Raw genomic sequence first — 21,586 nt, 5'->3', positions numbered from 1 at the left:
TGTCGGCTATCGCAATATTTTTTTGCGTCTTTTTTAAGTCGATAAACCGGCTGAAACGCTACCTCGACTTATCGATGATTGATGGGTGTTTGTCCTGTCGCGTGGTCAATGTTGATCGATCAATATTCCAAAAAGGTGGCGGTGACCTACAAGGTGATATGTTGGCTTTTATAAGCCAGGTCAGCGCCGGCGCTTATCCGGCCTACAGAACTGTGTTGTTTCGAGTTTTTCGATGCCGGAATCTCATGTTTTCAAATCGGCGGAAAAGAAAAAAGTGTTTTTTATCAGTCAGTAACGCATTTAGTGAGTTTTCTTTCGTGTGTCTTTAAGTGCGAAATAGTTTTTTGCTGATTCGCAAGTATCGGTTTTTTATGAAAGTCGCGTTTGGCGCCAGATATCGAGGAGTAATGGGGCGAAAAGTGGTGGCCTCCAGTCCAGTGTCGAGGTCGGTATCGACCGCCTAGCTTCAAGGAGTCATACGCGAATTTCGACCCACCCAAGGACAGGAGACTGTCATGAACACCGATTCCGAAACAGACAATGCGAGCACCTACACCTCGATCGACAGTCCACACGACCATACCCCGACCGCCGGTCTGATCAGGTCGGTGGTTGACGAAGAGGGCCTACCCGACGGCATTCGAGGTGGCGTAGGGGACGCCTTGACTTCCCAGAGCTTTACCGCCGCTCGTTTGAACTATGACGTCGGTAACGACGGCGTGCGTTCCTTCACCTGGCACACCGCCGGGCTGCCGGCACTGACCTCCGGCGGCGTCCCGATCAATTGGCAGCTCAGTGGTAACGGTCGTTCGCTGGAAGGATTCGACGACAACGGTGACCGCGTTATCTGGATACTGCATGGCCCTGCAACGGGCCCCTATTACAAGTTGTTTGTCGAGGGTCCGCTGGACCACCGCAGCAGCAGGTTTGAAGACGATATCAAGTTCACAGTGGGCTACACCGTCACGGATGGGGACGGCGACAGCGCTGACGGAGCTGTGCAGATCATCATCGATGACGACAGCGGAATCGCCCATGACGACAGTGCCACCACCGCCAGCGGCACGCCGGTGCGTGTGGATGTGCTGGCCAACGATGAACATGGTGCCGATGGCCCGGGCGGTGTCATCAGGGCCAGCGTTCAGGGTGGTGCTGGCGTCGGCAGCGTCACCATCAACCCCGACAGCACCCTGACCTTCGTCCCGCACCAGGGCTTCGCCGGTGACGCAGTGATCGACTACACCGGCACCGATGGCGACGGTGATATCACCTCGGCGTCACTGACGGTCGATGTGATGGCGGGCCGGGAAGATGGCGAACTCTATGTCGGTGACAATGGGGACAATCATGGGTCGACCGGCCCGGGTGATGACGTCCTGATCGGCGACCCGGGCGGCAAGCAGGGATTGATTGCGTCAGGTGTCGACTACAATATCTCGATCCTGATCGACGAGTCCGGCAGCATGCGCCAGCCGTCCGGCACCGATGGTCTGACTCGGCTCCAGCTATTGCAGCAGAACGTCAATCTGTTGCTCACACGTCTGGCGGGTCACGACGGAAATGTGGACGTACAAGTGGTGCGTTTTGACGACAAGGCGCATTCACCCAGAGCGGTCGATGGTCTGAACGAACATAACGTGGCTGGCCTTATCGCTTACGTCAACGGTGCGGCCGCCCAGGGCTCCACCAACTATCAGGCAGCCCTCTCCGCCGCCAGAAAATACCATGTCGCAAAGGAAGATGAAGGTGACAGGTCGCTGACCATGTTCCTGACCGATGGTCTCCCAACCTCCTACCGGGAGGGTGGACACATCGTGGAGAGCGATGTGGCGGGGGCCTTTACCCCTGTCCACAAGGCGTATCAACAGTTCCTTCAACTCGGTCGGCTGTCCGAGGTGCATACCTTCGGTATCGGTGAAGAGGTAGCGGGGGAGCCGGATCCTGCGGGTCTGCTGCGCAAGGACTATCTGGACATCTTCGACAATACCGAGACCCAGGGGACTCGCACCATCACCCTGCAGGATGGCACCGAGTGGACGTCACCCGCCGGTGAGTCGGTCATCGTCAACACCCAGGAGGTACTGAACGCCGCGCTGGCGCAGGGTGGCCCCGACGCACCGCTCGAGGTGCTCGGTGACGATGTGCTTGCCGGCGGGGTGAAGGCCGATATTCTGTTTGGCGACACCGTCAACTCCGACCACCTTCGCTGGAGAGACGGCGATACCCACGAGAGCTTTGCCGCCGGCAGCCACGACGGCCTCGGCTACGAAGGGCTGACCGAGTACCTCAAGTGGTCGGTTCACCATGGCAATGGCGCCGAGGCGAGCGACGCAGAGATCATTGCCTATATCCAGGACCACTACCGGGAGCTGATGGATACAGACCGTGTCGATGGCGGCAACGACACCCTGCTTGGGCAAGGGGGGGGCGATGTGCTGATCGGCGGTGGTGGTGACGACGTGCTGATCGGCGGTCGCGGTGGCGACGTGATGTGGGGCGGCTTTGGCGCCGACACCTTTGGCTACGAGGCGGGGGATGCGGGCAGTGTGCGCAGGCCTGCAGAAGACGAGATCAAGGACTTCACCCTGGGCAACACCGCCCGCAACCCCGAGGCAGACCGGCTCGATCTTTCCGATCTGCTCGATGACGCCCGTGACCACCAGGTGTCGGACTTCCTGCACGCCCGTCAGGAGGGTGACGATACCGTCATCGCGGTCAAGTCCGATGGTGGTATCGGCGCACACGGCGCTGGCGCCGATCAGTTTATCGTCCTCGCCGGCGTGCGCATGGGCGGAGCATCCAGCGACGCCTTCCTCGATCGATTGATCGACCATGGCCAGCTCGAGGTGGAATAGGCGCTGGCCCATCCGCCGGCGCATGCTCACGCATGCGTCGGCGGATGGCGATAGGGTCGCTTCGCTAGGTGTCGTTGACGTCGCCTGAAGGGCGCCTGACGCTGCCGCGCAGCATCGGCGTGACCGGTAGGGTGATCTGCTGTGGTGGGGTGTCCGGCTGGTCGATCTGGGCCAGCAGCAATTCGGTGGCACGCATGATCATGGTCTGTACCGGCTGCTGCAGGGTCGTCAGCGAGTGGCTCGGCCAGGCGGCCATGGGCACGTCATCGAAACCGATGACCGAGACGTCCTCGGGCACCTTGAGGCAGAACTCGCTCTGGATGACTTCCATGGCGGCGATGGCCATCAGGTCGTTGGCGGCAAACAGGGCGTCGGGTGGGGTGGTGCTGGCGAACAGCAGACGGGTGGCCTGGCAGGCGCTGGTGTATTGGTAGTGGCCGATGCCGCTGTCGTGAAGCGCGGCCCCCATGGAGGCCAGGCCCTCGACAAAGCCTGCTCGACGCTGGATGTCGGTGGAGGAGTCGACCAGGCCTGACAGGTAGGCGATGCGGCGATGGCCCAGCGAGACCAGGTGGCGGCCCGCCCAGTAGCCGCCCTGGAAGTTGTCACAGGCGACCTGGCTGATGCCCGCGTAGTCGACCGTACGGTTGATGATTACCACCGGAATGCCGTAGTCGCAGACCAGAGCCGCCTGGTCGTCATTGAGGGTAATCGCCAGCATCAGGATGCCTTCGACCTGGCTTCTCAGGATGTCGTCGAGCACGTCATCGAAGCCGTCGCTGCTCGACGCCGAGAACAGCAGGAGGTGGTAACCCTGCTGCTTGAAGAAGCGGGACGCCTTTTCCAGCATATAGCTGTAGAAGGGATTCTCGAGGCTGTAGACGACCACCGCGATGGTGCGACTCGATCGCGTGATCAGAGAGCGGGCGATGGTGTTGGGCCGATAGCCCAGTTGCCGCGCCGCTTCCATGACCTTCTTGCGGGTCTTGTCCGACACCTTGGCATCCGGCGAAAAGGTCCGGCTGACGGCAGACTGCGAGACCCCGGCAAGACGGGCGACATCGTGTGAGGTGACGGATTTCTTTTTCATCGAGTCATGTCGTGTCGGGTGGCAGAAATGGCCGGCGATCACGCCGGCTCGACAGGCTCCAGAGACGCATAGGCGGCGATCTTGTCGGTGTAGACGCTGGCATTTTCGCGCACCGACTGTATCTCGTCCTTGGTCAGTTCTCTGACCACCTTGGCTGGACTGCCGACGATCAACGAGCCAGGGGGAAAGCGCTTGCCCGAGGTGACGAGCGCGCCGGCGCCGATGATACATCGATCACCGATGTCGGCACCGTTGAGTACCGTGGCATTCATTCCCACCAGCACGTCATCGCCGATGCGGCAGCCGTGCAGCATGGCCAGGTGACCGACCGTGACCTGGCGTCCCATGGTAACCGGATAGCCGGGGTCCGAGTGAACCACACAGCCGTCCTGCAGGTTGCTGTCGTCTCCCACCACGATAGGCGCATTGTCGCCACGAAGCACGGCCCCGGGCCACACACTGACGCGCTCACCCAGGCGTACGTCGCCGATCAGCGTGGCCTCGTCGAATACCAGCGCGCTGGCGGCGATATCGGGGGCCTTGCCCCCGAGTCGATACAGGGTCATCGTCCGTCTCCCTAGAAGCCGACCTGGTCGGCGCCCTTGAGTCCCAGCATCTGACGCGCTTCGTCCGGTGTCGCCACCTCAAACGACAGACCCTCGAGGATCTCGCGCACCTTGGCGACCTGGCTTGCGTTGGTCTCGGCCAGCTTGCCCGGGCCCAGCCACAGCGAATCCTCGAGCCCGACCCGCACGTGTCCCCCCATGGCGGCGGCCTGGGCGGCGATGCGCATCTGGCTGCTGCCGGCGCCCAGCACCGACCACTCGTAGGCGTCGCCGAACAGCCGGTCCGCGGTGCGCCGCATGTGGATCACGTCCTCCGGGTGAGGGCCGATGCCACCGAGGATGCCGAACACGCTCTGGACGAACACGCGGCCGCCGATGACGCCGCGGTCGAGCAGGTTGCGCAGGGAATAGAGGTGTCCGATGTCGTAGCACTCGCACTCGAAACGGGTACCGTTCTCGGCGCCCAGGGTCATCGCCTTCTCGATGTCGGCGAAGGTGTTCTTGAACACCAGGTCGCGACTGTTCTCCAGGTGCTCACGCTCCCACTGGTGCTCAAGCGACGCGTAGCGGTCGAGCATCGGGAACAGCCCGAAGTTGATCGAGCCCATGTTCATGGAGGCAAGCTCGGGCTTGAACTCCATGGCCGGGCGCATGCGCTCCTCCACCGTCATGTGCGGACTGCCACCGGTGGTGAGGTTGATGACCGCGTCGCAGGCGTCCTTGATGCGGGGCAGGAAGCGCTCGAACATGGCCGGGTCCTGGGTCGGCTTGCCGTTGTCGGGATCACGCGCATGCAGGTGCAGAATCGAGGCGCCGGCCTCGGCGGCGGCGATGCCTGCCTCGGCGATCTCTTCCGGGGTGACCGGCAGGTGCGGCGACATGGACGGGGTGTGGATCGCGCCGGTGACCGCGCAGGTGATGATGACCTTGCGTTGCTTTGCCATGGGTCGGGTCCTTGAATGATGGATAGGCGGGTAAGGTGGGACAGTGGCTGGTCTGGGTCCGTCGTTGGCCCGGGTCAATCGTTTGTCAGCGTCTGCTGGTGGGCGATCAGCGCCATCAGGCGTCGGTCGCGCCAGGCCTGTCGCTCGCCCAGGCGCTGGGCCGGCAGTTGTTGACGGCGCTGCTGGTCGAGTGCCGCCAGGGTCGTGGTTTGCCAGGGATCGTCGTCACCGCGCTCGCGGTCGACGTCGCGATACAGCGGCCCATAGCGGTTGCCATAGTCGACCACGCCATCGGGCGCATTGAGGTCGATGGTCTCGAAGGGCCCCATGAACGACCAGCGCAGGCCCAGCCCGTGCTTGACCGTCTTGTCCAGATCCTCGGCGGAGCACACCCCGTCTGCGAACAGTCTCAGCGCCTCGTTGAGCAAGGCGCCTTGCAGGCGATTGAGCACGAAGCCAGGGACTTCCTTGTTGACCAGGATCGGTGTCTGCCGGGCCTGTTCCATCAGCGCCATGGTGGACGCCACCGCGGCTTGCCCGGTGGCCGGCGCCGGCACCACTTCTACCAGCGGGATCAGGTAGGGCGGATTGACCGGATGGGCCACCAGGCAACGGTCAGGATGATGGAGGTGATCGGTGAAGCGCGAAGCGGCGATACCGGAGGTCGAGCTGGCCAGCACGGTGTCCTTGGCCACCACGGCTTCAAGGTCACTGTAGATGCGCCGCTTGGTCTCGACATCTTCCGGCCCGCACTCCTGCACGTAGCCGACCCCGGCCATGGCCGATGCCAGGTCGCTGTCGTAGCGGATACGCGACATCGCCCGCTCCGGGTCCTCGATCAGCCCTGCCTGGTGGAGGTCGTCGAGGGAGGTGGCGATGGCGTCGCGGGCCCGCTCGAGCGCCTCGTCTGCGGCGTCATGCAGGCGCACGTCGATGCCGGCTCGGGCGAACACGATGGCCCAGGCGCGGCCGATCAGGCCGGCGCCGAGAATACCTACGGGTCTGGTCATAAGGAGGCTTCCGTGGTCACAGGGATTCGACGTTGGCGCAGACGCTGAGTGCCTGGCCGCTGATGTTGGTGCCCCCCGGCGCCGCCAGGAACAGTGCCATGGCGGCGATATCGGTGGGCTCTACCATGCGACGCATGGAGATCTTCGACAGGTTCTCCGTTTCCATCTCGGCGTAGCTGATGCCGCGTTTGGCGGCACGGTCCTCGATCACCTTCTCGATGCGAGGCCCGCGCACGATGCCCGGGAGGATGGCATTGACCCGCACGCCGTCCGGGCCGAGCTCGCAGGCCAGGCTCTTGGTCAGGCCGACCACCGCCCACTTGCTCGCGGCGTAGGGCGTGCGGTAGGCGAAGCCAAGCCGTCCGGCCACCGAGGCCAGGTTGACCAGCAGTCCCTGGCTTTCGCGCAGCAGCGGCGCGGCGCGGTGGGCGACGCGGTACTGGCCGTTCAGGTTGATGTCGATGGTCTGGGTCCAGCTTGCGTGATCGATCTCGTCGATGCCCGCAGTGGGGCCGGCGATCCCGGCGTTGTTGACCACCACATCGAGACCGCCGAGTGCGCGGGCGTCATCGAACAGGCGGGCGACCTCGTCTTCGCGGCTGACGTCGCAACGGGTATGGGTGATGCCGTCTGGCAGGGCGGCCAGGGCCTCGCTGTCGATGTCGCAGACGTGGACCCTGGCGCCGGCCTGGACGAAGGCCTTGGCGATGGCCAGGCCGATGCCGGAGGCGCCGGCGGTGACCAGCACGCGCAGTCCCTGGCGCGGGGTGAGGCTTTCAACGACGTTCATGGTGTTCTCCTTGTGTGGGGTCACAGCGACGGCAGCCAGGTGGACAACACCGGCAGCAGGCTGATGATCAGAAGGTTGGCGAGCACGATCGCGACAAAGGGCATGACCGCCCAGGTCAGACGAGCGATGCCGATGTTGGTGATCTGGGAGGCGACGAAGAGGTTGAGCCCGACCGGCGGGGTGAACATGCCCATGGCCAGGTTGACCACCATGATGATGCCGAAGTGGATCGGGTCGAAGCCGTAGCTCACCGCGATCGGCAGCAGGATCGGCACGAAGATCAGGATGGCGGCGGCGGCCTCGATGAACATGCCGGCCAGAAGCAGCAACAGGTTCGCCAGCAGGATGAACAGAAGCGGGCTGTCGATGGCCGAGATCACGAAGTCCGAGATCATGTCGGGGACCCGCAGGCTTTGCAGGATGCGCCCATAGAGCCCGGCGGCGCCGATGATGCTGAGCACCACCGCGGTGGTCACGGCGGATTGCTTGAGGATGCCGACCAGGCTTGCGAACTTGATCTCTCGGTAGATCAGGGTGCCGATGACGAAGGAGTAGGCGACCGCGATGACGGCGGCTTCGGTGGGCGTAAAGACACCCCCATAGATGCCACCGAGGATGATCACCGGCATCAGGATGGCCAGAATCGCCTTTTTACCGGCGCGAAAGACGTCGCCGAGCGAGCTTTTTTCTCCGCCGCCAAGCCCATTGGCACGGGCGAAGAAGTAGGCGAATACCAGCAGGGTGAGGGTCACCAGGATGCCCGGCAGAATACCGGCGATGAACATGTCGCCCACCGAGACGTTGGCGGCGATGCCGTAGAGAATCAGCGGGATGCTGGGCGGGATGATCACGCCGAGGGCGCCGGAGGCGGCCTGGTTGGCGGCGGCGTAGCCACCGGGATAGCCCTTGGACAGCATGGCCGGAATCAGGATGGCACCGATCGCGGCGGTGGTGGCGGCGCCGGAGCCGGAGATCGCCGCGAAGAACAGCGACGTGACGATGGCCACCATGGCCAGGCCGCCGGTCATGCTGCCCACCAGGGTGTTGGAAAAGTCGACCAGGCGCTTGGAGATGCCGCCACCCTGCATCAGGTAGCCCGCCAGGATGAAGAACGGGATCGCCATCAACGGAAAGGAATTGACCGAGGCCAGCATCTGCTGGGCGACGATCAGCATCGGCATCAGGTCGCCATGCCAGACGGTAATGGCCGAGGCCAAGCCCAGCGAGAAGGCGATGGGGACGCCAAGAATGAACAGTGAAATCAGCAGGACGAACAGTAACAGTGCCATGGTCAGTTCACCTCCTGATGGTGGTGGACCGGTTGGCCCAGGGCTTCGTCGATCAGCAGGCCGAGGCTATTGACCATGATCACGATGCCGCCTGCCGGGATGGCGAGGTAAGGCCACATCATCGAAATACGGGTGCTGGGGGCGGTCTGGCTGGAGACCCGGCCGACCAGCTCGAAGCCGTACTTGATCATGACGAAGGCGAACACCGCCGAGCACAGCACAACCAGGATGCGCATCAGGCGGCCCACGCGTTCACCGCAATACTCCAGCACGATGTCGACCGAAATCAGGGTGCCCTTGCGGTAGGCGTAGCCGGCACCGATAAAGGTCAGCCAGAGCATCGAAAAGCGCGCGATCTCGTCGGAGAAGAACAAGGGACTGCCGACCACGAATCGGGCGAAGACTTGCCAGAAGATCAGTACGGTCATGACCAGCAGCAGCAGCGCCAGGCCCCAGCCGATCAAGCGGTTGAAGTGCCCGATCCCGGCGTTGACGAATTGCAGGAAGGATTGCATGGGATGCCTCGCAGGAAGAGACGGCGCCCGCCTTGCCATGGGCTCGGCGGGCGCCTTGTTGCTTAGTGGTCGAAGTTGATCGCGGCGTCGACCAGGTCCTCGCCCACGGTCGGTGCCCACTTGTCGATCACCGGACGGACGGCCTCACGGAAGGGGCCCAGGTCCGGCTCGGTCACGGTCATGCCGAGTTCCGCCAGTTCGCCCTTGTAGCGCTGCTCCAGCTCCTGGCTGGCTTCGCGCTGCACCGGCAGTGCGATCTGCGCGGCTTCGAGGATGATCTGCTGATCTTCTTTGCTGAACGAGTTGAACAGGTTCAGGCTCATCATCAGCGGCGCCGGCGAATAGACGTGCTGGGTGATGTTCAGGTAGTCCTGGACCTCGTAGAAGTTGACGTCGTAGATGGTGGCCAGCGGGTTTTCCTGGCTGTCCATGACCCCCTGCTGCAGCGCGGTGTAGACCTCGGTCCAGGCCATCGGCGTGGCGTTGGCGCCCAGCGCTTCCCAGGTGTCCACCTGAACGCGGCTTTCCTGGGTGCGGTGATTGATGCCGTCGAGATCGCTCGGGTGCTCGAGCGGGCGTACCGAGTTGGTGTTGTGGCGGAAGCCGTTTTCCATCCAGGCCAGGAACTTGACGTTCATCTGCTCTTCGGCGAGTTGAGCGAGCTGTTCGCCGTGTTCGCTGTCGAGGAAGCCGTAGGCGTGCTCGTGGTCCTCGAAGATGTAGGGCAGGTCGAACAGCAGGAACTCGTCGACAAAACCGCCCATGGGGCCGGTGGAGGCGATGCCGGCGTCGATGATGCCGAGCCCCATGCCCTCGATGACCTCACGCTCGGCGCCCAGGGCGTTGTCGTAGTGAGGTTCGATGGTCAGACGGCCATCCGACAGGCGCTCAAGTTCCTCACCGAACTTGAGGATACCGATGCCCTGCTGTGACTCGGGTCCCAGCGGCAGGCTGACGTCGATGGTGCGTTCCTGCTGGGCAAGGGCGGTCGCGGACAGGCCAAGACCGACAGCGGCGGTCAGGGCGGTCAGGCTGAAGGGGAGGGGGTGAAAGTGGCGCATGGAGCTCTCCTGTTGTCGTTGTGAGCCCCTGGCCGGCAGCGAGGGGCAATCGGCGGCGCTCGAGGTGGTGGCGCTGCGGAGTGCACACTTGTAAATCCAAACGACATACGTATTCAACAATAGAAAATTCCATGATCCATGTATGTGAAGTAAGTTGCTGAATATTAATTAAATATACTTTAGTTTAATTTAGTGACTACGTAGTCTTTTTTTTGTGGATTGATGGGTGGCGTGCGCGCTTTGTAGCGTCGGGTGGAGGCTGGGGCAAGTGACGTCAGGAGGCCTGAAGTGGAGTGGGCTGGCGCGAGCTGGAGTGAGCTGGAATGAGCTGGCGTGAGGTGGAGTGAGCTGGCGCGAGGTGAGGGCGGCTCGTACATGGGCTCGCACCAGGCGCTCGACAGCGTCACATCAAGCTGTCATCTGGTGGTGATTGACTACACTGTCGCCAGGTCGGTGGCACGCCTTGACATCCACCTCGGCGACGCACAGCTAAGGGGCGAAAAGCCGTGGCGTGAAACGGCAAATCTGGTTAGCATGCGCCGTCCGGTAGTAGGGTAGGGGGCTCGTCGGGTGGACGAGCCTCGTGGGTCGCGATTCGGCTCACCTCGACCGGGCCTATCCATCTTGACGGGTCGTTGTACTCAGGCGGGAGCGTATTGTTATGTCAAAAGTGATCATCATCGGTGCCGGCGGTGTGGGCAGTGTCGTCGCTCACAAGTGTGCGCAGCTTGAATCGGTGTTTACCGATATCCTGTTGGCCAGTCGCACCGAGTCCAAGTGCAAGGCCATCGCCGAGCAGTTGCCGCGCCCGATTCGCACAGCCCAGGTCGACGCCGACAACGTCGCCGAGCTGACCGCCCTGCTCGAAGCCGAGAAGCCGGAGCTGGTCATCAACGTGGCGCTGCCCTACCAGGACCTGAGCATCATGGATGCCTGCCTGGCCGCCGGCGTGCACTACCTCGACACCGCCAACTACGAGCCGCTGGATACCGCCAAGTTCGAGTACAAGTGGCAGTGGGCCTACCAGGATCGCTTCAAGCAGGCCGGCCTGACCGCGCTGCTCGGCAGCGGCTTCGATCCGGGCGCCACCAACATGTTCACCGCCTATCTCGCCAAGCACTACTTCGACGAGATCGAGGAGCTGGACATCATCGACGTCAACGGCGGCGATCATGGTTACCCCTTCGCCACCAACTTCAATCCGGAGATCAACATCCGGGAGGTCAGCGCGGACTGCCGCCACTATGAAGATGGCGAGTTCGTCACCACGCCGCCGATGTCCAAGATGGCGCGTTTCAGCTGCCCCGAAGAGGTCGGTGACTACAACATCTACCGCCTCTACCACGAGGAGCTGGAGTCGCTGTCCAAGCACTTCCCGAGCCTCAAGCGCGCCCAGTTCTGGATGAGCTTCGGCGACAGCTACCTCAAGCATCTGGAGGTGCTGAAGAATGTCGGCATGACCGGCATCGAGCCGGTGGAGTACAACGGCCAGCAGATCGTGCCGATCCAGTTCCTGGCCAGCCTGCTGCCCGACCCCTCCACTCTGGGCCCGCGCACCAAGGGCAAGACCTGCATCGGCACCGTGGTGCGCGGCAAGAAGGATGGCCAGGAAAAGGTCATGTACCTGTACAACATCTGCGACCACCAGGACTGCTACGCCGAGGTGAAGTCCCAGGCGATCTCCTACACCACCGGCGTGCCGGCGATGATCGGCGCCAAGATGATCCTCGAAGGCCATTGGAAGCGCCCGGGCGTGTGGAACATGGAGCAGTGCGATCCCGATCCGTTCATGGCCGACATGAACGAGTACGGTCTGCCGTGGAAGGTCATCGAGCTGGATCCGTCGTTCCGTCTGGACGTGCAGAAGGGCGAGGACCTCTAAGGCGTGGAGATCCTTCAGTTCACGGATATCACGCGGCTGGACGCCGAAGCGCTGCCGTCACCCTGCTACGTCGTCGACGAGGTGGCGGTGGAGCGCAACCTGGCGATCCTCGCCGAGGTCGCCGAGGCCAGCGGTGCCAAGGTGCTGTCGGCGCTCAAGGCCTTCAGCATGTGGCACTTCGCGCCGATGGTGTCGCGCTACTTGAGCGGCACCTGCGCCAGCGGCCTGCACGAGGCGCAGCTCGGGCGTGAGCACTATGGTGGCGAGGTCCACGTCTTCGGCGCCGCCTACAGCGACGACGATCTGGCCGAGATCCTCAAGATCGCCGACCATGTGGTGTTCAACAGCTCGGCCCAGTGGTGTAGGGCCCAGCCGCTGGTGCGCGAGGCGCTGGCGCGTCGTCCGGGGCTGCGCTTCGGGCTGCGCATCAATCCGGAGCACTCCGAGGGCGATGTGCCGATCTACGATCCCTGCGCACCGGGGTCGCGGCTCGGTATCCCGTTGTCCGAGCTCGACGAGCAGAGCCTCGACGGCATCAGCGGCCTGCACTTCCATACCCTGTGCGAGCATGACTTCCCGCCGCTCGAGCGTACCCTGGCGGCGGTGGAAGAGCGCTTCGGCCATCTGCTCGGGCGCATGCAGTGGGTCAACTTCGGCGGTGGCCACCATATCACCCGTCCCGACTACCAGCGTGACGACCTGATCCGCTGCGTGCGTGACTTCGCCGAGCGTCACCAGGTGCAGGTCTACCTGGAGCCCGGCGAGGCCATCGCCATCGGTTCCGGGGTGCTGGTGACCACGGTGCTGGACACGAGCTTCAATGCGCTGAACCAGGCGATCCTCGACACCTCGGCCACCTGCCATATGCCGGACGTGCTGGAGATGCCCTATCGCCCTGGTCTGCTGGGGGCGGGGGAGCCAGGCGAGTACCCGCACACCTACCGACTGGGCGGGCTGACCTGTCTGGCCGGGGACGTGATCGGCGATTACAGCTTTCCCGAGCCGCTTGAGATCGGCCAGAAGCTGATCTTCAAGGATATGTCCCACTACACCATGGTCAAGACCACCACCTTCAATGGCACGCGCCTGCCGGCCATTGCGGTGTGGAACTCAGAGACCGGTGAGCTCAGGGTGATCCGCGAGTTCGGCTATCAGGACTTCCGCGAACGCCTGTCCTGACCGCAGGGTGGAAGGTGCGAGGCCGAGGTTCGAGTCCGAGGTTCTGGAGCTCGACTGACGCTGATCGTGGTTTCGATTCGATCGGACCGTCTGCGATGCGCAAGACGCCCGCCCCGTTCGGCAGTGCCGAGCGGGGCGGGCGTCTTTTCGTCTGCGCCTTAAAAACCTTCGAGCACGATCTTGCCCTTGGCCTTGCCGCTCTCGATCAGCGCATGGGCGCGCTTGAGGTTGTCGGCGTTGATGGTGCCGTAGCTGTCAGTGGCGGTGGAGCGAATCCGTCCCGTGTCGATCAGCCCCGCCACCTTGTCGAGGATCTCGCCCTGGCGGGCGATGTCGTCGGTGGTGAAGAGCGCGCGGGTAAACATCAGCTCCCAGTGGATCGACACCGCCTTGGGCTTGAACGGGGTGATGTTCAGCGTCTCTGGGTCATCGATCAGCCCGAAGCGGCCCTGGGGGGCGATCAACTCGGCCACCTGGGGGGCATAGTGCTCCGAATAGTTGGTCGAGAACACGAAGGCGGGCGCACCCAGGCCCAGCGCCTCGACCTGCTCGGGCAGCGGTTGGCTGTGGTCGATCACATGGTGGGCGCCGAGTTCCTTCACCCAGGCCTGGGTCTCCGGGCGCGAGGCGGTGGCGATGATCTGCAGGTCGGTCAAGGCACGTAACAGCTGGATGGTGATGGAACCCACGCCGCCGGCACCGCCGATCACCAGCACCGCACGGGCGGCACCGGGGACCGGATCAAGCACCCGCAGGCGATCGAACAGCATCTCGAAGGCGGTCAGGGTGGTGAGCGGCAGCGCCGCTGCCTGGGCGGTGGGGATGGAGCGAGGCGCATGCCCGACGATGCGCTCGTCGACCAGGTGGTACTCGCTGTTGGTGCCCGGGCGGGAGATATCGCCGGCGTACCAGACCTGGTCGCCCACGGCGAAGCGTGAGGCCTGGTCACCGACGGCGACCACCTCGCCGACCGCGTCCCAGCCGATCACCGCAGGCTGACCTTCTTCGGGTGCGCGGGCCTGGCGAATCTTGACGTCCACCGGGTTGACCGAAATCGCCTCGACCTTGACCAGCAGGTCAAAGCCGCTGGCCTCCGGAGTGTCGAGGGTCAGATCGACCAGGGCGTCGTCGCGGTCGATGGGGCCGGGGGCGTGGTAACCGATAGCTTTCATGGGATCTCCCGTTAGGTGTTCATCAATGGCAACACCTTAGCGTGCTATGGAGTCGTGAAACACCGGCGGCCGCCAAACACACTATTCGGAATTTACGGACAATGGCTGGCTCAGGTGGCGACAGGTTTTCGCTTTCCTTGGCGTCAGGGACATGGCTACACTTGGCGTTTCCCATTGCCCACAGGACGTTGCATGGCAAGCTCGCGGCCCAGCTACGCAAGAATAAAGGAATATCTGCTGTCCGAGATCGAGAGCGGGGCCTACGTCGCCGGTGATCGAATCCCTGCCGAGAATGCGCTGGCCACCCAGTTTGGGGTCAGCCGCATGACCGCCAACAAGGCCATACGCGATCTGGTACAGAAGGGCTTGCTGGTGCGCCGGGTGGGGTCCGGTACCTTCGTCAGTCAGCGCAAGTCTGAATCGTCGCTGTTCGACATCCGCAATATCGCCGACGAGATCCGCCTGCGAGGCGGCGAGCACTCAAGCCAGATCATCGCGTTGAAGGAGGTGGCCGCATCCGAAGAGGTCGCCGTCTTTCTGGGGGTGAGGACCGGGACCCGGGTGTTCTACTCCGAGATCGTGCATCGGGAAAATGGCGTGGCGATCCAGCTCGAGCGACGCCACGTCAACCCGAAGCTGGCGCCGGACTACCTGCAGCAGGACTTCGAGCGCCAGACGCCCAACGCCATCCTGGTGGCGCGTTATCCGGTCACCGATGTCGAGAACAGCGTCGAGGCGATGCTGCCAAGTGACGAGGAAGCGGCGCTGCTGGAGATGTCTCCCAGCGATGCCTGCCTGCTGGTGGTGCGGCGTACCTGGTCAGGAGAGCTGTTGATCAGCTACACCCAGCTTCTGCATCCCGGCAAGCGCTACAAGCTGAACGCCTCCCGCAATACCTGAAGCTCCCCTGACGCATCGCCGCCGCTGTTGGGACGGCTTCCTTCGCAGGTCTTTGCTGTGAGGGTGGCGACGGCTGTGGCTTGGTGTCATGCAGCGCTCGCGTTTTCACCTCCCTCTCTCAGTGATCTCCCCCGGCAAGCTCTCTCGCCGAACTCCCTCCTATCACCCTGCTATCTCTCTACTGGCAGCGCTGACGAACGCTTGGCGCCCGTCGTTCTCCCCCCCTCCCTGACGTTGCCCTCGATGACCATCTCTCGGGTTCCCGGCGGGCTTCAGGGTGTCGTGCCGCGGACTCCCTCGACATCGGTGCGGGCCGTCGATGACGCTAGATGTATATACCAATTTGTGCTGCAAGCGTCTGGTGTCACCATTTATCATTAGACCTTGGTCGATAATCCTAAAGTCTCTTTTGATGGAAAGTGTTTATAAAACAATAAATAAATTTCGTTCTGAGATTTTTGGCAAGAATGTCTGGGTGGAAAGCCGGCCACTTTAGCGATAAATATGTATATACATATTGAGCGGCCGTCAGCGCTCGATGTCACTGCCAACAACAAGACCGGAGGCAAGACGCTATGCAACCACTCAAGGGGATCACCGTCCTCGACCTGTCCCGGGTGCTCGCCGGGCCCTACTGCACCGCCATGCTGGCCGACCTGGGCGCCGAAGTGGTCAAGGTCGAGTCGGGGCAGGGCGATGACAGCCGTCATATTGCGCCTTACGTCGAGGGCGAAAGCCTGTACTTCTCGATGCTCAATCGTGGCAAGAAGAGCCTGTGTCTGAATCTCAAGGACCCCCAGGACCTGGAGCGCTTTCATCGGCTTTGCGAGCGCGCCGACGTGGTGGTGGAGAACTTCCGGCCCGGGGTGACCGAGCGCCTGGGAATCGACGAGGCGACGCTGCGTGCGCGCTACCCCCGTCTCATCTACTGCTCGATCTCCGGCTTCGGTCAGAGCGGTGCCATGCGCGCCAAGCCGGCCTACGACATCATCGCCCAGGCGCTGTCGGGCATGATGGCGGCCACCGGTCCCGATGGCGGCATGCCGACCCGCATCGGCGAGTCGCTGGGCGATGTGTGCGCCGGAATGTTCGCCAGCTGGTCGATCGCAGCGGCGTTGTTCGCCCGTGAACGTGACCCCGAGCGCCAGGGCTGTCATCTGGATGTGTCCATGCTCGATTGCCTGTTCTCGATGCAGGTCACCAACCTGGCGCAGTTCGTCGCCAGCGGCCTGGCGCCTTCTCCTATCGGCAACCGCCATCCGCTGTCGGCACCCTTCGACAGCTTCGAGGCCAACGATGGCCAGGTAATCATCGCGGTGATCAACAACACGCTTTTTTCTCGCCTGGCCGAGTGCATGCAGGCGCTAGAGCTCGCCGAGGATGCGCGCTTCGTCGACGACGAGCAGCGCTGTCTCCACCACGCCGAACTCAAGTCGCTGATCGAAGACTGGACCGGCCAGTTCACCGTGGAGGAGGTCTGCGCGCGTCTCGATCAGGCGGGAGTGCCGGCGTCTCCGATCTGGAACATCGCCCAGCTTGCCGAATCCCGGCATGCCGAAGACCGCCAGCTGCTGCTCGATATGGGGCACTGGCGCTCGCCGGCTCAACCGGTGTTCTTCAATGGCCGACGGGTCGTCTGCGATCGCCCCGCGCCGACGCTTGGCCAACACAACGCCTGTCTCGAATCACAGCACCTCGACAAGGAGATCGACGCATGAACTTTACCTTCAATGAAGATGACATCGCCTTCCAGGACGCCGCTCACCGCGTCTGCGCTGAGGTGCTCAAGACCAATGCGGCGCGCTACGACGAAACGCGGGAGTTCTGCCGCGAGAGCCTCGACGCCCTGGGCGAGCTGGGCTTCTGGGGCATGAACCTGCCCGAGCAGTATGGCGGTGTGGAGATCTCGAGCATCGCCATGTCGCTGGCTGTGGAAGAGATCGCCTACCACTGCGCGGCCACCTGTTCATCGCTGACCGCTCACTTTCTGGCCACCGACTCGGTGCTGATCGGTGCCACCGAGGATCAGAAGCAGGCGCTGCTTCCCCAGTGTGCCAGCGGCGAGAAGCTGGGCGCCTTCGCCCTGACCGAACCCGGGGCCGGCTCCAATCCCGCCGAGATGCGCACCCGGGCGGTACGCACCAGCGACGGCTGGCACCTGACCGGCACCAAGCACTACATCACCAACGGCGCCTTCGCCGACTTCCTGGTGGTCTACGCCAAGACCGACCCCGATCAGGGCCACCGCGGCATCTCTGCCTTTCTGGTCGACCGCCACACCGCCGGCATCGAGTTCTCGAGTCCCGAGAAGACCCTGGGCCTGCGCGGTAGCCACATCTACGAGATCGGCTTCGACTGCGTGCTGCCATTGGATGCGCTGATGGGCGAGGAGGGGGCCGGATTCGCCACCGCCATGGAGGTGCTGGATCGCGGCCGGGTCGAGGTGGCGGCGATGAGCGTCGGTATCTCGCGGGCCGCTCGAGATGCGTCGCTGGCCTGGTCAAAGGAACGCATCGTCGGTGGCAAGCCGCTGTGCCGGCACCAGGGCATCCAGTGGATGCTGGCCGAGATGCACGCCCAGCTCGAGGCCGCCAAGCTGGTGACCTACAAGGCGGCGGACGCGCGGGACTCCGGCCAGCGTTTCAGCCTGGAGTCGGCGGTGGCCAAGCTGGTGGCCTCCGAGGCGGCGGCCAAGGTCACCGACGCCGCGGTGCAGGTGCATGGTGGCTACGGCTACATCTCCGACCTGCCGATCGAGCGCTACTACCGTGACGCCCGCATCACACGCATCTTCGAGGGCACCTCGGAGATCCAGAAGATCATCATCGGCCGTGCCATCACCGCCTGACCGCCGAGCAAGGGAGATAGCCCATGAAAATCCTTGTCGCGGTCAAGCGCGTCATTGATCACAACGTCAAGATCCGGGTCAAGCCGGACCACTCCGGCGTTGACCTCACCAACGTCAAGATGGCCCTCAACCCGTTCTGTGAAATCGCCGTGGAGCAAGCGGTTCGCCTCAAGGAGGCCGGCCTTGCCAGTGAGGTACTGGTGGTCAGTGCCGGGCCGAAGGCGGTGCAGGAGCAGTTGCGCACTGCGCTGGCCCTCGGCGCCGACCGTGCCCTGCACATCGACACCGAGGTCGCGCTGGAATCGCTGGCGGTGGCGCACCTGCTCAAGGCGGTCGTCGAGCAGGAGCAGCCGGAGCTGGTGCTGCTCGGTAAGCAGGCCATCGACAGTGACAACAATCAGACCGGCCAGATGCTGGCCGCCCTCGGCGGCATGCCCCAGGGCACCTTCGCTTCCGCCCTGGAGGTAGAGCAGGGCCAGATCAAGGTCACCCGCGAGATCGACGGCGGCCTCGAGACCCTGTCGCTGGCGCTGCCGGCGGTCATCACCACCGATCTGCGCCTCAACGAGCCTCGCTACGCCAAGCTGCCGGACATCATGAAGGCCAAGAAGAAGCCCCTGGCCGTGACCACGCCCGACGCCTTGGGCGTCGACGTCAGCCCTCGGCTCAGGCTCAAGGCGGTCGAGCCGCCGCCCGAGCGGCAGGGCGGGATCAAGGTGGCCTCGGTGGCCGAACTCGTGGACAAGCTCAAGAACGACGCCAAGGTGATCGCATGAAGATTCTGGTCGTGGGGGAACATCACAAAGGACAGCTCGGCGAGGCCACCGCGCGGGTGGTGGCCGCCGCCCGGCAGATCGCACAGACCGCAGCGGACCCAAGTGACGTCGATATCGACGTGCTGGTAGCCGGTGAGGGCGTCGCGGGTATCGCCGAGGCGGTGGCGAGGCTTGAGGGCGTCAGCCGGGTGCGGTTGGCCGATCAGGCGAGCCTTGCCCATCAACTGGCCGAGCCCATGGGAGATCTGGTGGCGGCGCTGGTCGGGGACTACACCCACGTGCTGGCGGCGGCATCGACCAGCGGCAAGAACGTGCTGCCGCGGGTAGCGGCGCTTGCGGATGTCGCCCAGCTCTCCGAGGTCATCGCGGTAGAGTCCGCCGATACCTTCAAGCGGCCGATATACGCCGGCAACGCCATCGCCACAGTACAGAGCCTGGACCCGGTCAAGGTCATCACCGTGCGGCTCACCGCCTTCGAGGCGGTGGCCGAGGCCTCAAGCGCAGCACCCATCGAGTCCGTCGACATCGCCATCGTCAATCAGCACTCGCACTTTGTCGGCGAGACCCGGGCGGTGAGCGAGCGCCCGGAGCTGGGCGCTGCCAGGGTGGTCATCTCCGGCGGTCGCGGCATGGGCAGCGGTGACAACTTTGCCCTGCTCGAAGGTATCGCCGATACCCTTGGCGGCGCCATCGGAGCGTCGCGGGCGGCGGTGGACGCCGGCTTCGTGGCCAACGACCTGCAGGTGGGGCAGACCGGCAAGGTGGTCGCGCCGGAGCTGTATATCGCGGTGGGTATCAGCGGCGCCATCCAACACCTGGCGGGGATGAAGGACTCGAAGGTCATCGTCGCCATCAACAAGGACGAGGAGGCGCCGATCTTTCAGGTCGCCGACTACGGTCTTGTCGCGGACCTGTTCCAGGCACTGCCCGAGCTGGACCAGGTACTGGCCGAGCGCTGACGCGGCTGGCCACAGCTCCGTGCTTAACGGCGCTGGCCATTCAACCCCTGAATATCATCCATCCCGCGGGCGCCGATGACGGCGCCGGCACCACCGAGCATCGCCCCTGCGGGCGGTGCTCATCGCAAGCCCCACTGGAGACACAACATGAACAATCCCAAGGTGGCAGCCCCTCCACGCAGCGCTGGCGTGACCTCGCTGGTCGGCAGCCTGATTGGCCTTTGCATCTTCTTTTTCCCCTTCCCGACGGCAGATGGCTCGCTGAAGATCCCGCTGGTGATCATCATCGACTATCTGAAGTCTTCGCTCGGCGGGGCCCTCGAGTATCTGACGCTTGGTCTGGTCGCCCTGTTGTGTGTGACCTGGCTGCTGTCACGCCTGGTGGCTTCCTCCGGGGCGTCTTCTCCATGGCGCCGAGCCGTCGCCGCCTACCATGAGAAGGATGGCACGATGACCGGGCTGACCTTCCTGCTGGCGGCGGTGTTCACCTTCATGCTGGTGTTCCAGATCGGGCCCGACTGGCTGCTGCACAAGGATGTCGGTGGGCTGGCGCTGTATCTGGGGGGCAGCGTCTTTCTGACCGTGGCCATCGCCGGCCTGTTTGTGCTGTTTCTGACCGAGTTCGGCTTCCTGGAATTTGTCGGCACCCTGATGGAGCCCTTGATGCGTCCGCTCTATCGTCTGCCGGGCAAGTCTGCAGTGGACGCGGTTGCCTCCTTTGTCGCCGCCCCGGCGGTGGGCATCTTCATCACCAACAAGCTCTATCTGGAAGGCCACTATACCCAGCGGGAGTCGGCCAGCATTGCCACCAACTTCAGTATCTGCAGCCTGGGCTTCTTCGCCCTGCTGGCGTCCATCGGCGGCATCATGGCCTACCTGCCGCACATGATCATCGTCTCCTTCATCATCAACTTCACCCTGGCGGCGCTGATGGTCAGGATTCCGCCGTTGTCGCGCAAGCTCGACGTCTACCATCAGGGCAACACCCAGACAGCCCAGGATCTTGAGGTTTCCAGTGATGGACACATCCTGGCCCGGGCCTGTGGCGCCGCCGCCGAGCGCGCCTCCCAGACTCGGCTCGATGTGTTCTACAAGGGCTTCTGGGAGGCCATCACCTTTGCCCAGAAGATCGTCGCCTACATCCTGGCCATCGCCACCCTGGCGCTGCTGCTGGCGACCTACACCCCGGTATTCGACTACCTGGGCGTGCTGGTGGAGCCGTTGATCTCTGCGCTTCAGTTGCCGGATGCCGGTGCCATTGCCCCCACCGTGCTGGTGTCGATCGCCGAGATCGCGCTGCCGGCGATCATCATCTCCGGCGCCGACGTCGACCCCATGGCGGTGTTCTTCGTGTGCACCCTGTCGTCGGTGCAGATCATCTTCTTCACCGAGAGTGCCAACGCCATGCTGGAGTCGGACATCCCGCTGACGGTGCGTGACCTGGTCGTGGTATTCCTGCTGCGCACCCTGGTGGCCATGCCCATGGTGGCGCTGGCGACCCACCTGCTGTTCTAAGGCTTGACCAAAGCCTAGGCCTCGTCTCTTTGCATCGCCCATTGGCGCTTCCGTCCTCCGTCGGCAGCGCCTTTTTTTGTGTCGGGCGCAAGGCGTAGCCGTGGCGACAGGGTCGGGATAGGCGAGGCTGCCGGCGTGGTGCAGGCGATGGCTTTGCAAGAAAACCGAAAACTGATTGCGGTGCTTGCCGGCTTATCGTCGGCACAGGGCTGCACTAGCATGGGGGAAAACATGT

18 protein-coding genes are annotated in these 21,586 nt (G+C 63.6%); 9 read left to right on the top strand and 9 right to left on the bottom strand.

Annotated elements, in window-relative coordinates; translation table 11 throughout:
• Positions 1-515: 515 nt before the first annotated feature.
• Complete coding sequence (locus NFI08_RS21990; protein WP_108448355.1) at positions 516-2,855, top strand: type I secretion C-terminal target domain-containing protein; 2,340 nt, start codon at positions 516-518, stop codon at positions 2,853-2,855.
• Between the two features lie 64 nt (positions 2,856-2,919).
• On the opposite strand, the gene NFI08_RS21985 is transcribed toward NFI08_RS21990, so the two are convergent.
• The 8 genes from NFI08_RS21985 to NFI08_RS21950 all read right to left on the bottom strand — a co-directional run bounded on the left by NFI08_RS21985 (position 2,920) and on the right by NFI08_RS21950 (position 10,120).
• Positions 2,920-3,945, bottom strand: a complete 1,026-nt coding sequence (locus NFI08_RS21985) for a LacI family DNA-binding transcriptional regulator (RefSeq protein ID WP_045992521.1) — start codon at positions 3,943-3,945, stop codon at positions 2,920-2,922.
• Between the two features lie 38 nt (positions 3,946-3,983).
• Positions 3,984-4,511: a gamma carbonic anhydrase family protein gene (locus NFI08_RS21980; RefSeq protein WP_286985851.1), complete on the bottom strand. Its 528-nt coding sequence runs from the start codon at positions 4,509-4,511 to the stop codon at positions 3,984-3,986.
• An 11-nt stretch (positions 4,512-4,522) separates the two neighbouring features.
• A complete protein-coding gene (gene kce / locus NFI08_RS21975) occupies positions 4,523-5,455 on the bottom strand; it encodes a 3,5-dioxohexanoate:acetyl-CoA acetone transferase (protein ID WP_045992523.1) in 933 nt (310 codons plus the stop codon).
• Positions 5,456-5,529: 74 nt separating this feature from the next.
• Entirely contained in the window at positions 5,530-6,465 is a 936-nt protein-coding gene (locus tag NFI08_RS21970) for a 3-hydroxyacyl-CoA dehydrogenase (RefSeq protein ID WP_286985852.1), read from the bottom strand.
• 16 nt (positions 6,466-6,481) lie between these two features.
• Positions 6,482-7,255 carry an SDR family oxidoreductase gene (locus NFI08_RS21965; protein ID WP_108133687.1) on the bottom strand — a complete coding sequence of 258 codons (774 nt, stop codon included), beginning with the start codon at positions 7,253-7,255 and terminating at the stop codon, positions 6,482-6,484.
• Positions 7,256-7,275: 20 nt separating this feature from the next.
• Positions 7,276-8,544: a TRAP transporter large permease gene (locus NFI08_RS21960; protein WP_045992526.1), complete on the bottom strand. Its 1,269-nt coding sequence runs from the start codon at positions 8,542-8,544 to the stop codon at positions 7,276-7,278.
• Between the two features lie 2 nt (positions 8,545-8,546).
• Positions 8,547-9,059: a TRAP transporter small permease gene (locus NFI08_RS21955; RefSeq protein WP_045992527.1), complete on the bottom strand. Its 513-nt coding sequence runs from the start codon at positions 9,057-9,059 to the stop codon at positions 8,547-8,549.
• 62 nt (positions 9,060-9,121) lie between these two features.
• On the bottom strand, positions 9,122-10,120 hold the full coding sequence (locus tag NFI08_RS21950; RefSeq protein ID WP_108448358.1) for a TRAP transporter substrate-binding protein: 999 nt from the start codon (positions 10,118-10,120) through the stop codon (positions 9,122-9,124).
• A 661-nt stretch (positions 10,121-10,781) separates the two neighbouring features.
• Between NFI08_RS21950 and NFI08_RS21945 the strand changes: the two genes are divergently transcribed.
• Together NFI08_RS21945 and nspC are read left to right on the top strand one after the other, a co-directional pair.
• The gene (locus tag NFI08_RS21945) at positions 10,782-12,002 is read left to right on the top strand and encodes a saccharopine dehydrogenase family protein (RefSeq protein ID WP_045992530.1); all 1,221 of its coding nucleotides are present in this window, start codon (positions 10,782-10,784) and stop codon (positions 12,000-12,002) included.
• 3 nt (positions 12,003-12,005) lie between these two features.
• Positions 12,006-13,181, top strand: coding sequence for a carboxynorspermidine decarboxylase (nspC, locus tag NFI08_RS21940; RefSeq protein ID WP_349591479.1), 1,176 nt, complete (start codon positions 12,006-12,008; stop codon positions 13,179-13,181).
• 158 nt (positions 13,182-13,339) lie between these two features.
• Here the strand turns inward: nspC and NFI08_RS21935 are convergent, their stop codons facing one another.
• Positions 13,340-14,353 (bottom strand): zinc-binding alcohol dehydrogenase family protein, encoded by a 1,014-nt coding sequence (locus tag NFI08_RS21935; RefSeq protein ID WP_349591478.1) that lies wholly within the window; start codon positions 14,351-14,353, stop codon positions 13,340-13,342.
• A gap of 192 nt (positions 14,354-14,545) precedes the next feature.
• On the opposite strand from NFI08_RS21935, the gene hutC reads away from it, so the two are divergent.
• From hutC to NFI08_RS21905, 6 genes are all read left to right on the top strand, one after another.
• Positions 14,546-15,253 (top strand): histidine utilization transcriptional repressor HutC, encoded by a 708-nt coding sequence (gene hutC / locus NFI08_RS21930; protein ID WP_108133693.1) that lies wholly within the window; start codon positions 14,546-14,548, stop codon positions 15,251-15,253.
• A 575-nt stretch (positions 15,254-15,828) separates the two neighbouring features.
• Positions 15,829-16,971 (top strand): CaiB/BaiF CoA transferase family protein, encoded by a 1,143-nt coding sequence (locus NFI08_RS21925; RefSeq protein ID WP_349591477.1) that lies wholly within the window; start codon positions 15,829-15,831, stop codon positions 16,969-16,971.
• The gene (locus NFI08_RS21920) at positions 16,968-18,101 is read left to right on the top strand and encodes an acyl-CoA dehydrogenase family protein (RefSeq protein WP_349591476.1); all 1,134 of its coding nucleotides are present in this window, start codon (positions 16,968-16,970) and stop codon (positions 18,099-18,101) included. The genes NFI08_RS21925 and NFI08_RS21920 overlap by 4 nt, the downstream gene beginning before the upstream one ends.
• Positions 18,102-18,124: 23 nt before the next feature.
• Positions 18,125-18,877, top strand: a complete 753-nt coding sequence (locus tag NFI08_RS21915; protein ID WP_349591475.1) for an electron transfer flavoprotein subunit beta/FixA family protein — start codon at positions 18,125-18,127, stop codon at positions 18,875-18,877.
• Positions 18,874-19,836, top strand: coding sequence for an electron transfer flavoprotein subunit alpha/FixB family protein (locus NFI08_RS21910; protein WP_349591474.1), 963 nt, complete (start codon positions 18,874-18,876; stop codon positions 19,834-19,836). The genes NFI08_RS21915 and NFI08_RS21910 overlap by 4 nt, the downstream gene beginning before the upstream one ends.
• Positions 19,837-19,983: 147 nt before the next feature.
• Complete coding sequence (locus NFI08_RS21905; protein WP_349591473.1) at positions 19,984-21,351, top strand: YjiH family protein; 1,368 nt, start codon at positions 19,984-19,986, stop codon at positions 21,349-21,351.
• The last annotated feature ends 235 nt before the right edge of the window (positions 21,352-21,586 follow it).

Source organism: Halomonas sp. EF61 (assembly GCF_040147045.1).
In the GTDB taxonomy this organism is placed as follows: Bacteria; Pseudomonadota; Gammaproteobacteria; order Pseudomonadales; family Halomonadaceae; genus Halomonas; species Halomonas litopenaei.
Note: the sequence above shows the minus strand (reverse complement) of the source record. Positions and strands in the feature narration are given on the sequence as shown.

Coding starts and splice junctions, on each gene's coding strand:
- NFI08_RS21990 (WP_108448355.1), top strand. CDS start 516: ATGAACACCGATTCCGAAACAGACAATGCGAGCACCTACACCTCGATC.
- NFI08_RS21985 (WP_045992521.1), bottom strand. CDS start 3,945: ATGAAAAAGAAATCCGTCACCTCACACGATGTCGCCCGTCTTGCCGGG.
- NFI08_RS21980 (WP_286985851.1), bottom strand. CDS start 4,511: ATGACCCTGTATCGACTCGGGGGCAAGGCCCCCGATATCGCCGCCAGC.
- kce (WP_045992523.1), bottom strand. CDS start 5,455: ATGGCAAAGCAACGCAAGGTCATCATCACCTGCGCGGTCACCGGCGCG.
- NFI08_RS21970 (WP_286985852.1), bottom strand. CDS start 6,465: ATGACCAGACCCGTAGGTATTCTCGGCGCCGGCCTGATCGGCCGCGCC.
- NFI08_RS21965 (WP_108133687.1), bottom strand. CDS start 7,255: ATGAACGTCGTTGAAAGCCTCACCCCGCGCCAGGGACTGCGCGTGCTG.
- NFI08_RS21960 (WP_045992526.1), bottom strand. CDS start 8,544: ATGGCACTGTTACTGTTCGTCCTGCTGATTTCACTGTTCATTCTTGGC.
- NFI08_RS21955 (WP_045992527.1), bottom strand. CDS start 9,059: ATGCAATCCTTCCTGCAATTCGTCAACGCCGGGATCGGGCACTTCAAC.
- NFI08_RS21950 (WP_108448358.1), bottom strand. CDS start 10,120: ATGCGCCACTTTCACCCCCTCCCCTTCAGCCTGACCGCCCTGACCGCC.
- NFI08_RS21945 (WP_045992530.1), top strand. CDS start 10,782: ATGTCAAAAGTGATCATCATCGGTGCCGGCGGTGTGGGCAGTGTCGTC.
- NFI08_RS21935 (WP_349591478.1), bottom strand. CDS start 14,353: ATGAAAGCTATCGGTTACCACGCCCCCGGCCCCATCGACCGCGACGAC.
- hutC (WP_108133693.1), top strand. CDS start 14,546: ATGGCAAGCTCGCGGCCCAGCTACGCAAGAATAAAGGAATATCTGCTG.
- NFI08_RS21925 (WP_349591477.1), top strand. CDS start 15,829: ATGCAACCACTCAAGGGGATCACCGTCCTCGACCTGTCCCGGGTGCTC.
- NFI08_RS21920 (WP_349591476.1), top strand. CDS start 16,968: ATGAACTTTACCTTCAATGAAGATGACATCGCCTTCCAGGACGCCGCT.
- NFI08_RS21915 (WP_349591475.1), top strand. CDS start 18,125: ATGAAAATCCTTGTCGCGGTCAAGCGCGTCATTGATCACAACGTCAAG.
- NFI08_RS21910 (WP_349591474.1), top strand. CDS start 18,874: ATGAAGATTCTGGTCGTGGGGGAACATCACAAAGGACAGCTCGGCGAG.
- NFI08_RS21905 (WP_349591473.1), top strand. CDS start 19,984: ATGAACAATCCCAAGGTGGCAGCCCCTCCACGCAGCGCTGGCGTGACC.